At 64.4% G+C, this 15,331-nt stretch carries 12 protein-coding genes; 6 read left to right on the top strand and 6 right to left on the bottom strand.

Features of this window, described 5'->3' with window-relative positions; translation table 11 throughout:
• Positions 1–53: 53 nt before the first annotated feature.
• From hemC to CDV46_RS20275, 4 genes are read left to right on the top strand one after another with little or no spacing between them, the layout of a single operon-like run.
• The gene (hemC, locus tag CDV46_RS20285) at positions 54–1,013 is read left to right on the top strand and encodes a hydroxymethylbilane synthase (RefSeq protein ID WP_087688629.1); all 960 of its coding nucleotides are present in this window, start codon (positions 54–56) and stop codon (positions 1,011–1,013) included.
• Between the two features lie 5 nt (positions 1,014–1,018).
• Positions 1,019–1,924 carry a uroporphyrinogen-III synthase gene (locus CDV46_RS27475; protein WP_254916141.1) on the top strand — a complete coding sequence of 302 codons (906 nt, stop codon included), beginning with the start codon at positions 1,019–1,021 and terminating at the stop codon, positions 1,922–1,924.
• The gene (locus tag CDV46_RS27470; protein WP_170935989.1) at positions 1,911–3,056 is read left to right on the top strand and encodes a uroporphyrinogen-III C-methyltransferase; all 1,146 of its coding nucleotides are present in this window, start codon (positions 1,911–1,913) and stop codon (positions 3,054–3,056) included. Before CDV46_RS27475 ends, CDV46_RS27470 begins: the two co-directional genes overlap by 14 nt.
• A 10-nt stretch (positions 3,057–3,066) precedes the next feature.
• Positions 3,067–4,239: a heme biosynthesis HemY N-terminal domain-containing protein gene (locus CDV46_RS20275; protein ID WP_087724569.1), complete on the top strand. Its 1,173-nt coding sequence runs from the start codon at positions 3,067–3,069 to the stop codon at positions 4,237–4,239.
• 52 nt (positions 4,240–4,291) lie between these two features.
• Here CDV46_RS20275 and CDV46_RS20270 read toward each other — a convergent pair whose 3' ends face one another.
• The 6 genes from CDV46_RS20270 to CDV46_RS20245 all read right to left on the bottom strand — a co-directional run bounded on the left by CDV46_RS20270 (position 4,292) and on the right by CDV46_RS20245 (position 12,345).
• Positions 4,292–5,437 (bottom strand): hypothetical protein, encoded by a 1,146-nt coding sequence (locus tag CDV46_RS20270; RefSeq protein ID WP_087724567.1) that lies wholly within the window; start codon positions 5,435–5,437, stop codon positions 4,292–4,294.
• Between the two features lie 77 nt (positions 5,438–5,514).
• Complete coding sequence (locus CDV46_RS20265; RefSeq protein WP_140413437.1) at positions 5,515–6,765, bottom strand: hypothetical protein; 1,251 nt, start codon at positions 6,763–6,765, stop codon at positions 5,515–5,517.
• A 146-nt stretch (positions 6,766–6,911) separates the two neighbouring features.
• Positions 6,912–8,426: an MDR family MFS transporter gene (locus CDV46_RS20260; protein ID WP_170935988.1), complete on the bottom strand. Its 1,515-nt coding sequence runs from the start codon at positions 8,424–8,426 to the stop codon at positions 6,912–6,914.
• A gap of 226 nt (positions 8,427–8,652) precedes the next feature.
• Positions 8,653–9,969: an MFS transporter gene (locus CDV46_RS20255; protein WP_087724563.1), complete on the bottom strand. Its 1,317-nt coding sequence runs from the start codon at positions 9,967–9,969 to the stop codon at positions 8,653–8,655.
• Positions 9,970–10,103: 134 nt separating this feature from the next.
• Complete coding sequence (locus CDV46_RS20250) at positions 10,104–10,862, bottom strand: SDR family oxidoreductase (RefSeq protein ID WP_058375423.1); 759 nt, start codon at positions 10,860–10,862, stop codon at positions 10,104–10,106.
• Between the two features lie 43 nt (positions 10,863–10,905).
• Complete coding sequence (locus tag CDV46_RS20245; RefSeq protein ID WP_087724561.1) at positions 10,906–12,345, bottom strand: aldehyde dehydrogenase family protein; 1,440 nt, start codon at positions 12,343–12,345, stop codon at positions 10,906–10,908.
• Between the two features lie 223 nt (positions 12,346–12,568).
• On the opposite strand from CDV46_RS20245, the gene CDV46_RS20240 reads away from it, so the two are divergent.
• Both CDV46_RS20240 and CDV46_RS20235 read left to right on the top strand, forming a co-directional pair.
• Complete coding sequence (locus tag CDV46_RS20240; RefSeq protein ID WP_087724560.1) at positions 12,569–14,005, top strand: FAD-binding oxidoreductase; 1,437 nt, start codon at positions 12,569–12,571, stop codon at positions 14,003–14,005.
• Positions 14,006–14,263: 258 nt separating this feature from the next.
• Positions 14,264–15,307: an ABC transporter substrate-binding protein gene (locus CDV46_RS20235; protein ID WP_249277571.1), complete on the top strand. Its 1,044-nt coding sequence runs from the start codon at positions 14,264–14,266 to the stop codon at positions 15,305–15,307.
• The last annotated feature ends 24 nt before the right edge of the window (positions 15,308–15,331 follow it).

The following is a 15,331-nucleotide window of genomic DNA, read 5'->3' as shown; positions in this document are numbered from 1 at the left end:
CCGCCGGCCAAGCGTGATACCATTTTTTCTTTTGGTCTTCACGCGGTTGCTGAATGAACTTCGCTGCTCCTGAAACCCTGGTGATCGCTTCGCGCGAGAGCCGACTCGCCATGTGGCAAGCCGAACACGTGCGTGACGCGCTGCACAAATTATATCCGCAGTGTCACGTGAGTATCCTCGGCATGACCACTCGCGGTGACCAGATCCTCGACCGCTCGCTCGCCAAGGTCGGCGGCAAGGGGTTGTTCGTCAAAGAACTCGAACTCGCGCTCGCCGACGGACGCGCCGATCTGGCCGTGCATTCGCTCAAGGATGTGCCGATGCAACTGCCCGAGGGCTTCACGCTTGCTGCGGTGCTCGAGCGTGAAGACCCGTGCGATGCCTTCGTGAGTAACGACTACGACAGCCTCGATGCGCTGCCCGCCGGTGCGGTGGTCGGCACGTCGAGCCTGCGTCGCGAGGTGAGCTTGCGCACGCAGTATCCGCACCTGAAAGTGGCGCCGTTGCGCGGCAATCTCGATACGCGTCTGGGCAAGCTCGACCGTGGCGACTTCTCGGCGATCATTCTTGCCGCTGCCGGTTTGAAGCGTCTGGGTCTGGGTGAGCGTATCCGTGCCATTCTGCCACCGGAAGCGAGCCTGCCGGCGGCCGGTCAGGGCGCATTGGGCATCGAAGTGCGTGCCGGACGTCCCGAAATCCTGCAATGGCTCTCCCCGCTGCATGACGCCCGCACCACATTGGCTGTGAGCGCCGAGCGCGCGGTGTCGCGCGCGCTTGGCGGTTCGTGTCAGGTGCCGCTTGGCGCATTCGCGGAATTCGACGCACAAGGGGCGCTGTCGCTGCGCGCGTTCATCGCCTCGACGGACGGCGCCACGGTGCTTCGCGCCGAAGGCGCTGCTACGGTTGAACAAGGCGATGTCGCCGGTGCGGAGGCGCTTGGCAAGCGTGTGGCGCAGGAACTCATCGACGCGGGCGGGCTGGCACTGGTGCCGCCGTCCGAGCCGAAGGACTGACGCGTTTGGGCCCGCGCGCGCCGGTTCCCTCACGCTGTGTCATCCTGACGCGCCCCGACGGGCAGAGCGGGGCACTCGCCGCCGCCCTGCAAGCGCAAGGCATCGACTCGTTCGCCTTCCCGTTGCTGCACATTGCGGCGCAAGCCGACGCGGCCGCACTGGCGGCGCTCGATACCGCGCTGAACGATCTCTGTGCGTACGCACTGGCGGTGTTCGTCTCGCCGAACGCCGTGGCACATGCGTTGTCGCGGCTCGTGTTCCTGAAGTCGGGCGCGAGTGCCGCTTCGGCGTATTGGCCGGTGTCGCTGCCGGTGGCGGTCGTTGGCCCGGGCAGCGCACAGGCGCTGGCCGAAGCGGGCATCGCACCGCCGCAGCATCAGGTGATCTTGCCGCCGGGCGGCCCCGACGCACGCTTCGATTCCGAAGCGTTACTGGCAGAACTCGATGTCGCCGCACTGGCCGGACGCCGCGTGCTGATCGTGCGCGGCGACGGCGGACGTGAGTTGCTCGCAGACACACTGCGTGCTGCCGGCGCTCAGGTCGACATCGTGAGCGCGTACACTCGACGTGCTCCAGCCCCGGATTCGGCTGTCTGGGCGGCGCTCGAAGCACGGCTGACCTCCAGCGTGCCTTGCGCATGGGTACTGACCAGCTCTGAAGCCGTGCGCCATCTGGCGACGATGCTGGCGGCCCGATACGGAACACAAGAAGGCGTACATACGCCCGGCACCCCGCACGTTCTGGCGCAAATCCTTGCGGCGCCGTGCTTTACGTCGCATGCGCGCATCGCCGATGCCGCGCGGGCTGCGGGGTTTGATAGGATTACGCAGTGCGCGGCTGGCGACGAGAACTTGCTGGCGGCACTCAAAACATGGGCGGATCCCATTCAAGTCAAGCATGACGACAGATAATCGCGTTCCCGAGTCTTCCCCAAATTCGCCGGCATCGACCGGCCCGGCGGCGTCCAGCCCCTCGTCTGCGCCCTATGGCACAGCGGGTGTGCCGCCCGCATGGACACCGCCCGAGCCGCCGCAAAAGCGCCGCGGCAGCGGGGCCGCCCTGCCGTGGCTGCTCTTCGTGCTGGTGTCGGCAGGCGCGGGCATCGGCGGCTGGTCCCTCAATCAGAAGCTCGACCGCGTGCAGCAGGAGATGGCACGCCGCGCGCAGGCCGGCGACGCGCAGGTCATGCAGGCGCAGGTGCGCACCGCGCAGGCGCTCGATAACCAGCGCGACTTGCAAAACCGGCTAACGGCGCTCGAAGGCCGCGTGGCCGATTCGCGCAGTCAGCAGGCCTCGCTCGAACAGCTCTATCAGGAACTCGCACACAACCGCGACGAGTGGGTGCTGGCCGAGACCGAGCAGATCGTCACGAGTGCCAACCAGCAGTTGCAGCTCACCGGCAACGTGCGCGGCGCGCTGATCGCGCTCGAAGGCGCCGATGCCCGTCTGGCACGCACCGGCGCGCCGCAACTGGCCGGCGTGCGCGATGCGCTCAAGAAGGACATCGACCGTCTGAAGGCAGTCCCGGCGGCCGATTTGCCGCAACTGACCGGCAAGCTCGATCAGGCCATCGCGATGATCGACACCCTGCCGTTGCAAGCGGAAGAGCAACGGGCCGCACCGAAATCCGACGCCACCGGCCCGAGCGGCGCGGGCGACACCGGCTGGCGCGCCACGCTGGACCGTTTGTCGGGCGAGATGCTCGGCAGTCTCAAGCAATTGGTGCAGGTGCGCCGTCTGGACGACCCGGACGTGATGCTCGTCGCGCCGGAGCAGGGGGCGTTCCTGCGGGCCAACCTGAAGCTGCGCCTGCTGAATGCGCGTCTGGCGCTGCTCGCACGCAATGCGGCCGCCGTGCACACCGATGTGCTGGTGGCACAGGCTGCACTGGACAAGTACTTCGACGGCAAGTCGCGTCGCATCGGTGCGGTCAAAACGTTGCTCGATCAGGTCGATTCGGGTGCTCGCACCATCGAACTGCCCACGCTTGACGCCAGCCTGACCGCCATCGGTCAGGTCAAGGACGTCAAGGACAAGCCGTAAGGAGCCCTGGATGAGAGGATTGATCTGGTTGACGCTCCTGTTCGCGGTGGCGGCCGGCTTTGCCGTGCTGGCCACGTTCAATCACGGGCAGGTGGTAATGCTGGTGCCGCCGTACCGTGTGGACGTTTCGCTGAACCTTTTTGTGCTGGCATTGCTGGCGCTGTTCTTCGCGCTGTACGTCATCATTCGCGTGCTGCGCAACATCTACAAGATGCCGGAGCGTGTCGCGGCGTACCGCAATCGCCAACGCAGCCGTCGCGCGAACATTGCCTTGCGCGACGCCGTGGCCAATCTCTTCGCCGGTCGTTACACGCGTGCCGAGAAAGCGGCACGTGAAGCGGCCGAGCAGGACGATAACCGCGGTGTGGCGGCCATCATCGGCGCACGTGCGGCGCATCGCATGCGTGAGTTTGCGCGTCGTGACACGTGGCTCGCCGAAGCGCAGGGCGCGAATCTCGAAGAAGCGCGTCTGTTGCAGACGGCCGAGTTGCGCGTCGACACCCGCGACGCAGAAGGCGCGCTCGAAGCGCTGACTGAAATGCGGGCGCAAGGCGCACGCCGCATGCAGGCGCAATTGGTCGCGCTGCGGGCGCATCAGCACCTGAAGCACTGGCCTGAAGTCCTGAGTCTGCTCAAGGTACTGGAGAAGCGTGAAGCGCTGCACCCGGCGCTGGCGGCCAAGCTCAAGCAGACGGCCAGCGAAGGCATTCTGCGCGATCACCGCCACGATGCTGACGCGCTGCTCAAGTGCTGGCACGAGTTGCCGGCCGACGCGCGCACGTCGGCACGTACGGCGGATGTGGCAGCCGAGTTGCTGATTGCGCTCGATCGTCCGCGCGAAGCCCGCGACATCGTCGAAGCGGCATTGGCCGAACATTGGGATCCGCGCCTGTTGCGCCGCTATGCCGACTGTGCTGGCGGTGATGCACTGCCGCTCATCCAGAAGGCCGAGGCGTGGCAGCAACGCCACCCGAACGATCCCGACCTGCTCTATGCACTGGGCAAGCTCTGCCAGCACCAACGCTTGTGGGGCAAGGCGCAGACGTTCCTCGAGGGCGCGTTGCGTCACACCGACGATCGTCATTTGCAGCAGCGTTTGCATCTGGCGCTCGCACAACTCTTCGAAGGGCTTGGCCAGATGGAACAGGCCAATCGCCATTACCGGGCGTGTGCAACGGCCTGAGTGGTACAAGACGACGCCAGCCCATGCGGCTGGCGTCTTCGCATTCGTCAGCCTAGTCTGCCGCGTAACTGCATTGCTGCTGGATCAGATCGTCAAAGTCCGGGCGAGCGTAGGCACGTGTGTCGTTGTCGCTGGTATGACGCAGATCGCGCAACATCGAGATCGCTTCGAGATCGGTTAATTCCAACGGGCAGTCCTCGTCTTCCAGCGTGGCGATTGCGACCAGTCGCGCGAGCACGTGTTCGGCATCCTCCGGCGAGCAGCGATCGATATGCAGGGCCGTCGCCAGCACCGCATCCTTGATATCGGCATCATGAGCGCGGGCCGCAGCGTCGAGCGTCGCTCGTATCACCCGAGGTAGCGAGCCCGCGGCACAGGTTTTGTACAAGGTATCGACCAGCGCATCCCAGCCCGAACCGCGTATGACCTTCGCACCGATATCCAGCATCTCAAGTATTGCCACGTCCCGATCCTGCCCCGGCAAAGCACCGATGCATTTCGCTAACCGGTTGGCCGTCGACGCCTCGTAGTACCCCTCGCAGCGCTGGACACTGGCGAACGTGTCGCGCCAGGCATTCAGTCTCAATGCCGGCGGCATTGCGGCGATTGCCTCGAGATGGCGAGTCAGCGCGTTGTCGAAACGTGCGTTACGTGCGGTACGCACCAGTGCTTTGGCCTCCGGCAGGAATTGTTCGGCAGACGCGTCGAACAGCAAGTCGACCACGGCGTGGGTGGTTCTTTGTTCGAGCATGTTGTGCAATGCCAGCAAGTTTTCGAACGCCGAATTCCAACAGGTCAGTTTCGGGTTCGCTTCGAGCGAATGAAGCAGCCGTTCGAAATGCCGTTTGGCTTCCGGCAGCGGGGACGTTCTCAGATGCGCGCGTGTGGCCAACGCCGTCAGGCTTTTCGAATCGCCGGCGATATTGATCAAGGTTCCGTCCGTGGTACCCGCGGGCACTACGCGGTCGATGTCGAGCGCGCGGCGCGGTGTGACGACTTGTGTGAGGCGGGGCGCCGCGCGGGGCACGCATTCAGAGAAGAAGTTGGTGATGACGCTGAAATTCGCACCCCTTGCGCCATCAAAATCCGTGATGAACGAAGGCAGGTCGGCCCGATGGCGTTTTGCCGACGGTTCACCGCCGGTCGTCGGAGGCGTCAGTTGTTGAGGGGCGTTACCGGAAGGGCCGATAGAGAACAAGTCGAGCTCCGTTGATATCAGGGGAGCGGCAGAGTGTCACGAGGCCCGCGAGCGGGCTTTGGTTTTCGTTCAACCGATTACGTCCCGTAGACGCGCTCGGCAAGGCTTTCCAGCGCTTCGCTGAGCAGGGCATCGAAATCGGGCAATGGATAACGTCGCGCTTGATCCAACTCGGTGGCGTTTCGCACCGCTTGCAGCGCGTCGAGCGATTGCTCGGTCGTGAAGACGTTCAGTTGCGCATATTCCGCGCGCATCGCCGCGAAGTTCGTGAGCGTGCTCACGATGACGTCGGCGTGGTCCTCGGGATAACGCGGCACCGCCTGAGCCAGCGCTTTCAGAACGTCCATGGTTTCGGCCGGATGCGAGGCGAGCGCGACGGCATCGAGCAGCGCTTGCGCCAGCGGCACGCGATCCCGCTCGGGGGTGACGTCCATCAGCACCGCCGCGAGTTCGCCCCAGCCCCCGGTGATCTCGCCGTCCTCAGTGTCGATGCCAGCCTTCAGCGTGCTTACGGCCGCCGCACTTCTGCTGTGTTCGGGCAGCGAGGGAATCACTCGGGCCAGCCGGGTCAGCCGGGAGGGATTGCAATAGTCGCCCGTGCGTCGAAGGCTGACGAGCGTGTTTTCCCACGTGAGCAAGGGCGTTGCGTCGCGTGTCGCGGCGCCCGAAGGCGGTGCCATCGACATGGCGTGCGTCTGTTGCAACCACGCGGCGTCGAGACGCGCCTCCACCGACTCGCTCGCCAGTGCGAACGCATGCCCGTGGCGATCGTCTTCCGAGTTCGGCAGGATGGCCAGAATGGCTTCGGTGATCCGGTGTTGCAGGGGGATCCGCAACGCCACCAGATGCTCGAACGCCTGTCCCCATTCCGGGCTCAAGGCAGACGCTTCGAGTCTCCCCGTCAGACGGCCAAACAGGCGTTGTGCGTCGGCAAGAGGAAGTCGTTTGAGACCGTCGCACAATTCCCGAAATTGCGGGCCGTCCGGATTCGCGGCGATGACTTGCAGTGTGGCGTCAAGTGCAGCATCAGGCAGTTCGGCGGCAGCGCGAATGAGTGCATCTTCTGCTGCGTTCAGCGCGATGGCGGGCGAGATACGCGATAACGCGGCACTGCGTGCTTGCTGCGCATCCCGACGTGTTGCGGATGCACGGTCGCGGTGCTCAGGGTGAATGAAGTCGCCGGCCGGCGCATCGCGCATCGTAGGGTGCTCATCGACGGCGGGTCTCCCGCTGTCGGTGGATCCGGAGATCGTCGAAGACGAATCGTCGGCGATGGAATCGGCCGGCGAGCGCGTCGGGGTGGCATGGTAAGCGTTGACTGGAAGCACGGCGGAGTCCTATGACAAGGAGGGCGGAGACGATGAGAAACATCGTGCCGCCCCGCCTGCTCCGTCACTTTCATGCAGCGCTCATCCGCCGTAGAGGCGCACCCTCAATTACCCGTTCCAGCCGGCTCACTCGACACTCACGCCACTCAATCGATCGCCGCCACTGCCTCGTTCGCCGAACTCTGCCGCAGCGGAATCTCCGGCAGCCGGCTGAGCGCCACGATGGCGAGTGCCGCGACAAGCGCACTGCCACCGAAGAATGCGCCGAACGCGAGACGCAGATGATCTTCCATCCCGGCCGGTGCCCCGCCGGGGCGCAGGAAATCGGTCAACTCGTGCGGTGCCGAACCGTCGCCGCCCATCACCAGCAACCCGACGATGATTGCCCCGAACAGAGCGACGCCGATCATGCCGCCCAACGCACGGAAGAACGCGTGCGCGGCAGTGGCGATACCGATATCGCGCGGCGCGACAGCGTTCTGCGTGGCCACCGTCATGACCGGCATGGCCGAGCCGAAGCCGATGCCGACCAGCCCCAGACACGCACCGATGACCACAAGCGGCAGCGACTCCACGCCGATGGCGATCACCGCGAGCCCCAGCAATGCGGCAGGCAACCCGATCTGCGGCGGGCGCTTGTAATGTCCGGTCGCCCGCATGTAATGCCCGGACGAGAGCGCCCCGATCACGATGCCGAGCAACGGCAGTATCAGCATCAGTCCCGAACTACTGGCCGACTGGCCGCGTTGCAATTGGAGATAGAGCGGCACGTAAATGCCGATGCTGATGTTCACCATCATCACCAGCACGGCCATCGTCGAGGTCACGCGAAACACCGGGTTGGCGAGCAAGGCGAGCGGCAGCAGCGGCTCGGCCGCACTGCGCTGGCGTCGCAGGAACGCTGCACCCACCACGACCGTCACGACGATCAAGCCGACAATTTCCTTCGACACCCACGGGTAGCGATGACCGCCCCACGTGAGTGCGAGCAGCAGTGCCACCGTCGAGACGATCAACAGCAGCGAGCCCAGATAATCGATGGTCGGACGCCCGACACGGCGGGGCAGACGGCGCAGTGCGCGGTCGCTCAGATAGATCGCGAGCAGACCCAGCGGGATGTTGATCCAGAAGATGAGTGTCCAGTTGAGGTACTGCGCGAACACGCCGCCCGTCACTGGCCCGGCGACGCCCGAGACCGCAAACATCCCCGAGATGTAGCCCTGATACCGCCCGCGTTCGCGCGGCGAGACGATATCGGCGATGACTGTATTGGATAGGGCGATCAACCCGCCGCCGCCCAGCCCCTGCACGCCACGCGCAATGATGAGCGTGAGCATGGTGGGCGCGAGCGCACACAAAATCGAGCCGACCAGAAACACCGCGACGCTCAGCGCGATGATGCCGCGCCGCCCAAACAGATCGGAGAGTTTGCCGACGATCGGTGTGATCGCGGTCGACGAGAGCAGATACGCGGTGACGACCCACGACACGGCGTCGAAGCTGCCCAGATCGCGGGCAATCGTCGGCAGCGCCGGCGCGACGATGGTCTGGTCGAGCGAGCCGAGAAACATGATGAGCAGCAGGCCGGAGAGAATCGACTTGATCTCGGCGGGCGTGAGCGAGACGCCGGCCGGCGTCGTCTGTGAGTCGTTGGCGGGCATGCGGTTTCGGGGAAAAAAACAGGCCATCCCGGAGCGGATGGCCTGATGCATGTTACTCCCAAGGCGGGCACTCGACTACAATGCCCGCCGCGTCTCGGTCTTGGCGATCAAGACGCTGTTTTATACAGCGATCCGGCGGCGCGTCGAAAAATCCCTCCGTTCCATACGCTGGAATCAGCCGGAATCAGACGGAATCAGCCGGAATCGCCTCGACGCGCCATCGCCGTCACTGGTTCACCAGCCGCGCCGGCACGGCGAGCGTGAGCAGACCGCCGATCACCATGAAGGCCGTGAGCAAGTACATACCGCTGTTGGTGCTTTGCGTGGTGTCTTTGAGAAAGCCGATCAGGTAGGGGCCCACGAAGCCCGCGAGGTTACCCAGCGAGTTGATCATCGCGATACCGGCGGCGGCGGCCGCGCCGCCCAGAAACGCCGTGGGCAGGCTCCAGAACAGCGGCAGCACGATCATGATGCCCATGGTGCCGAACGTGAGCGCGAGCATGGCCAGTTGCGTGTTGTGGCTCCACGTCGTTGACAGGAACAGCCCCACCGCGCCGATGAATGCCGGGATGGCGATGTGCCAGCGGCGCTCGCCGCGCATGTCGGAGCGCCGGCCGACCAGCACCATCGCAATCACCGCAAAGAAGTACGGAATCGCGGTGAGCAGCCCGATTTGCAGCGGATCGGTCACCCCGGTGCCCTTGACGATCGTCGGCAGCCAGAAGCCCACGCCGTAGAGGCCGATCACGAACGAGAAGTAGATCAGGCTCATCATCCACACGCGCGGGCTGGAGAACACCTGCGCGAGCGGCAGATCTTCCTTGCTGAGCACGTCGCTCGCGATGTTTCGCTCCAGCATGGACTTCTCGGCTTCGTTGAGCCACTTGGCATCGCGAATGCGGTCATCGAGCACGAACAGCACCACGATGCCGATGATCACCGACGGAATCGCTTCGAGCAGGAACATCCACTGCCAGCCGGCCAGCCCGGAGACGCCCGTCATGTCCTTGAGAATCCAGCCCGAGATCGGCCCGCCGATCAGCCCCGAGAGCGCGACGGCCGTCATGAACCATGCGGTCATGCGTCCGCGCCGCGAGGCCGGGTACCAATAGGTGATGTAGAGAATGATGCCGGGGAAGAAGCCCGCTTCGGCCACGCCGAGCAGGAATCGCATGACGTAGAACATCGAGGGCGTGGTGACGAACATCGTCGCGCCCGAGATGATGCCCCACGAAATCATGATGCGGGCGATCCATACGCGTGCGCCGACGCGGTGCAGGATCACGTTGCTCGGCACTTCGAAGATGAAGTAGCCGATGAAGAAGATGCCGGCGCCGAGGCCGAACACCGTCTCGGAGAATTGCAGATCACCGACCATCTGCAACTTGGCAAAGCCCACGTTCACGCGATCGAGGTACGCGACCACGTAGCACAGCAGCAAAAACGGAATCAACCGCCAGCCCACCTTGCGGTAGGTGGCTTCTTCGAAGCCCGCCGGCAGCGAGTCTGCCATCGGCGTGGGGGGCGTCGGAATGCTATTCATACGGATCTCCTCCGGAATGACGTTGTGTTGTCTGTCGTTATGTGTGTTCGACAACTACGGTGCTACGGTGCGATGCGCTGCACAAACTGCAAATAGCGAGAAAAGCAAAGGCAAAAGCAAAAGCAAAAGCGATGTCAGATGCAGCGCCCGCCGTCCACTTCGAGGCAGACGCCGGTGATGAAGGCGGCGTCGTCGCTGGCCAGATAAAGGCACGCGTTGGCGATGTCCTGTGGTGTGGAGAAGCGTCCGAGCGGAATGCCTGCGAGGAATTTGGCGCGGTTCTCGGGGGTGTTGGGCACCCCCATGAAGTCGGCGGTCAGGCCCGTGTCGCCGATGACGGGGTTGACGCAGTTCACGCGAATGTTGTTCGGCCCGAACTCGGCGGCCATGGCCTTGCTGGCAGTGATCACGGCGCCTTTGCTGCCGTTGTACCAGACGAGCCCCGGGCGCGGGCGCACGCCGGCGGTGGAGGCGATGTTGATCATCACGCCGCCGCCGCGTTGCAGGAAGTAGGGGACCATCGCCCGCGCGCTCCAGAAGATGCTCTTGACGTTGACCGCATATACGCGATCGAACTCGGCCTCCGTCACTTCCAGCAGCGGCTTGTTGCGATGGGTGGTGCCCGCGTTGTTCACCACGATGTCCAACTGGCCGAAGCGCGTCACGGCCTCGTCGAGCAGGGTGACGTGATCGCCCTCGCGAGAGACATCGCCGTAGACGAATGCGGCACGTCCCCCGGCTTCGGTGATCTCGTTGGCAACGCGCTCACCCGCTTCGCGATTCAGATCGTTGACGATCACCGCAGCGCCTTCGTGCGCAAACGTCTTGGCGATACCTTCACCGAAACCCGAACCCGCCCCCGTGACGATCGCCACTTTGTCTTGCAAACGCATGCCTTGTCTCCTCCGTGCCTGATGAGAATCAGGGATCAGGGAATCATCCGTGCCGGATGGCAACGGTCTTGAGCGTGGTGAAGCCGTACAGCGCTTCGAAACCTTTCTCGCGTCCGTGGCCGGAGTGCCGCATGCCGCCGAAGGGCAACTCCACGCCGCCGCCTGCGCCATAGTTGTTGATGAACACCTGCCCCGCGCGAATCGAGCGGGCGAGCCGCATCTGGCGTCCGCCGTCTCGCGTCCACACGCCAGCGGCGAGGCCGTAGAGCGTGCCGTTGGCGAGCCGTACGGCATCGGCTTCATCCGTGAAGGGCATGGCGGCGAGCACCGGGCCGAACACTTCCTCGCGGGCGAGCCGGTGCTCGGCAGGCACGTCGCGCAGCAACGTCGGCGCTTGATAGAAACCGCTTTCCGGTGCACTGCCCACGACTTCGCCTTGCGACATCAGCGCGATACCGTCGTGCTGCGCTTCGGAGAGGAAATCCCACACGCGTTGCTGTTGCTTCGCGTTGATGAGCGGCCCGAGATCGAGATCGTCACGCGAGGGCCCGACGCGCAGCTTCGCAAACGCTTCGGCCAGATGGGCGAGCACCGTTTCATACGCGTCGCGTTGGACGAGCAGACGGCTGCCGGCCGAACACGTCTGCCCCGCGTTCTGCACGATGGCGTTCACGACGACCGGCAACACGGCGTCCATGTCGGCATCGGCAAACACGATCTGCGGCGACTTGCCGCCCAGCTCCAGCGTGACCGGCGTGTGATTTTCGGCGGCCATCTGCGAGATCAGCATGCCGGTGGCAGGCGAGCCCGTGAACGAGATGTGATCGATGCCCGGGTGCCGTGCCAGCGCGGCGCCGGCCTCCGCCCCGTAACCCGTCACGATGTTGAGCGCACCGGGCGGCAGACCGGCGTCAGCGGCCAGTTCTGCCACACGCAGCAACGACAGACAGGCGTCTTCGGCGGGTTTGACCACGCATGCGTTGCCGGTGGCGAGCGCCGCAGCGACACTGCGCCCGAAGATCTGCAACGGATAGTTCCAGGGAATGATGTGCCCCGTCACACCATGCGGCTCGCGCACGGTAAAGACGGTGTAGCCCTGCTGATAAGGAATGGTCTCGCCGTGCAGCTTGTCGGCGGCACCGGCGTAGAACTCGAAGTAACGCACGATGGCCGCCGCATCGGCGCGCGCCTGTTTGAGGGGCTTGCCGGTGTCGCGCGCTTCGAGTTGCGCGAGGGCTTCGTGGTGTTTGGCGAGGGTGTTGGCAATGGCGTAAAGCACGCGGCCCCGCTCTGCTGCGGAGAAGGCTCCCCACTCGCCATCGAACGCCGCGCGGGCCGCTTTCACGGCACGGTCGATGTCTTCGGCGTCGCCACGGGCAATTTGCGTGAACGGCTGACCATCGGACGGGTCGATGACGGGAATCGCCGGGCTTTTCGCCGGAGCGACCCATTGGTTGCCGATGAAGTGTGTAGCTTCTGGCATGTCGACTGCACCTCGCGCCGGGTTGGACGATCGGATGATTTCGGATGACGTCGGTCATTATCACTTAACTCACGAGGGCATTGACCGTCGTATGAGGCGCATCCGCATAAACACCTAATTCAATTGCAATGCAATTAAAGAGATTTTATTGCAATTTTTTCTCGCCTATCCTTGATCACATCGGATCGCCAGACGAGTGGATTCATTCAGGAGCAGGTGGGCAATGAACGACGCTTTAACGCATGAGACGCTGATTGGGCAGTTGCAGGCCACGCTGGGCACGACGGCTGTGCTCACCGGCGCGGCCGACACCGACGGCTACACCGAAGACTGGCGCGGCCGTTACCACGGCGAAGCGCTGTGCGTCGTGCTGCCGTCGTCCACCGAACAGGTCAGCGCCGTCGTGAAGCTCTGCGCCGCTGCCGGCGTTCCCATCCTGCCGCAAGGCGGCAACACGAGCCTGTGTGGCGGCTCGGTCCCGGCCAACGACGGCCGCGCGCCCGTCATCATCAATCTGGCGCGCATGCGCCACATTCGCCAGGTCGATGCCGCCAACGGCTCGATGGTGGTGGAAGCCGGTTGCATTCTGAAGACCGTGCAGGACACCGCCGCCGACGTTGGCCGTCTGTACCCGGTGAGTCTCGGCGCGGAAGGGTCGTGCCAGATCGGCGGCACGCTCTCGACCAATGCGGGCGGCACCAGCGTGCTGCGCTACGGCAACACGCGCGAGAACGTGCTCGGCCTCGAAGTCGTGCTCGCTGACGGCACCGTCTGGGACGGGCTGCGCGCACTGCGCAAAGACAACACCGGTATCGATCTCAAGCATCTGTTCATCGGCGCCGAAGGCACGTTGGGCATCATCACCGCGGCGGCGCTCAAACTGCATCCGCTGCCCACGCATCACTCGCTCGCGTGGTTTGCGCCGCGCGATCCGGCCGCCGCACTGCAAATTCTCGGCATGTTCCAAAGCGCCTGCGGCTCGCGCCTGTCGGCCTTCGAAATCATGAACCGTCACCAGCTCGATCTGGTGCTCGCCAATGTGCCCAATCGCCGCAATCCGCTGGCAGGCGAACATACGTGGCACGTGCTGGTCGAACTGGGCGACACCCGCGACGCCGACGTGCTCGAAGCGGTGCTGACCGAAACGCTGGGTGCGGCCATCGAACAAGGACTGGTCGAAGACGCGGTCATCGCTGCGAACGAGACGCAGCGCGCCGACCTGTGGGAAGTGCGTCACAGCGTGAGCGAAGCTAACAAGAAGGCCGCTGTCGGCCTGACCACCGATTGCGCCGTGCCGGTCTCGAGCGTGCCCGAATTCATCGCGGCGGCCACGCGTGCCGTGCATGACATCGTGCCGGGCCTGGACATCGCGATCGTCGGCCACATGGGCGACGGCAATGTGCACTTCATTCCGATGTTCTCGTTCGACGCCTGGGAAGCGCTCAGCGATTCAGCGAGCATGGGCGACGCAATGCGTGCCTGCGTGAACGACGTGGCAGCACGCCTGTCGGGCACGTTCAGCGCCGAGCATGGCGTGGGCCAGACGGGCCTGCCGCTGATGGCGCGCTACAAGTCGACGACTGAGCTCGCCCTCATGCGCACCGTGAAGGCGGCGCTCGATCCGCAACAGTTGCTCAACCCGGGCCGCCTGATTCCCTGATTCACCGATCCCCCGAATTCATCCCCCTCGTTTCACAGCTTTATCGCAAGTGTTGTTATTGAGTTGCCATAAATGCGCGCGCGGCGGCCGGTGCCCAAGTTCCTGACCGTACCGACTGCACCGATCGTCGCCGCGCCCAACCCTCCCAGACCGGAGACCATGATGAAACGCAAGACCTCCGCACTCCCCAGTAATCCAAGCGATCTCGCAGACAACCAAAGCACCGACGCGCTTGCGCAACCGGGTCGCCGCACCGCCATGAAGACGGCGCTGGTGGGCGCCGCTGCCGTAGCGTTCCCGTTCGTGTGGACGCCTTCGCGCGCCGCCACCAAGCGCATCGTGGTGCGCGACGACGGTGGTATCTACACCAAGGCGTACGACGCCGTGTACTACAAGCCGTTCTTCGAGAAGACCGGCATTCAGGTGGTGGGCGTGCAGGCCAACGCCGAACCGACCGCGCAGATCAAGAGCATGGTCGATGCGGGCAGCTACACGTGGGACATGGCCAAGATCAGCCAGCCGGCCATTCTGCTGCTGACCTCGGGGGGCAAGGAATATCTGGAGCGTCACGGCCTCGAAGCCGACCCGGTCATCGCCAAGATTCCGGCGCAGTACATGTCGCCGTTCGGCGTGGGCACCAACGTGTATTCCACGGTGCTCGCCTATCGCACCGATGCGTTCAAGGGCCGCAAGGCACCGACGTCGTGGGCCGACCTGTGGAACGTGAAGGATTTCCCGGGCCGCCGTTCGATTCGCAAGTATCCGTTCGACACCATCGAAGAAGCGTTGCTCGCCGACGGCGTGGCGGCGGGTTCGGTGTATCCGGCCGACTTCGATCGCGCCTTCAAGAGTCTGGACAAGATCGCCAAGCACGTGGACGTGTGGTGGACCACCGGCGCACAAGTCGAGCAGATGCTCGGTTCGGGCGAAGTGGACATGGTGGCCACGTGGGCCTCGCGCGCGCAGTCGGCACAAGCCAACGGCGTGCCGGTGCAGATCGTGTGGAACCAGAACATCTGGGGTTGCGATAACTGGTCGATTCTCAAGGGCACGCCCAACGCGGCCGCCTGCCGTGAGTTCATCAAGTTTGCAAGCGACCCGAAGCGCCAGGCCGATCTGGTCAAGTATTTCCCGGCCGGTATGACGCAGCCCGAGGCGTTCAACTACGTCAAGCCCGAGATCGCCAAAAACTGCCCGACGTTCCCCGAGAACATGAAGAGCGGCGTGCACATCGACGCAAAGTTCTGGCAACAGAACCAGAGCGCGGCGCTCGAGCGTTTCAATCGCTGGATCCTGACCTGATCCTCACCTGCGGTTCCGTTTCAC

It is taken from the genome of Pandoraea sp. PE-S2T-3 (assembly GCF_002179965.1).
GTDB lineage: Bacteria > Pseudomonadota > Gammaproteobacteria > Burkholderiales > Burkholderiaceae > Pandoraea.
This window is presented reverse-complemented; position numbering and strand designations above follow the sequence as displayed.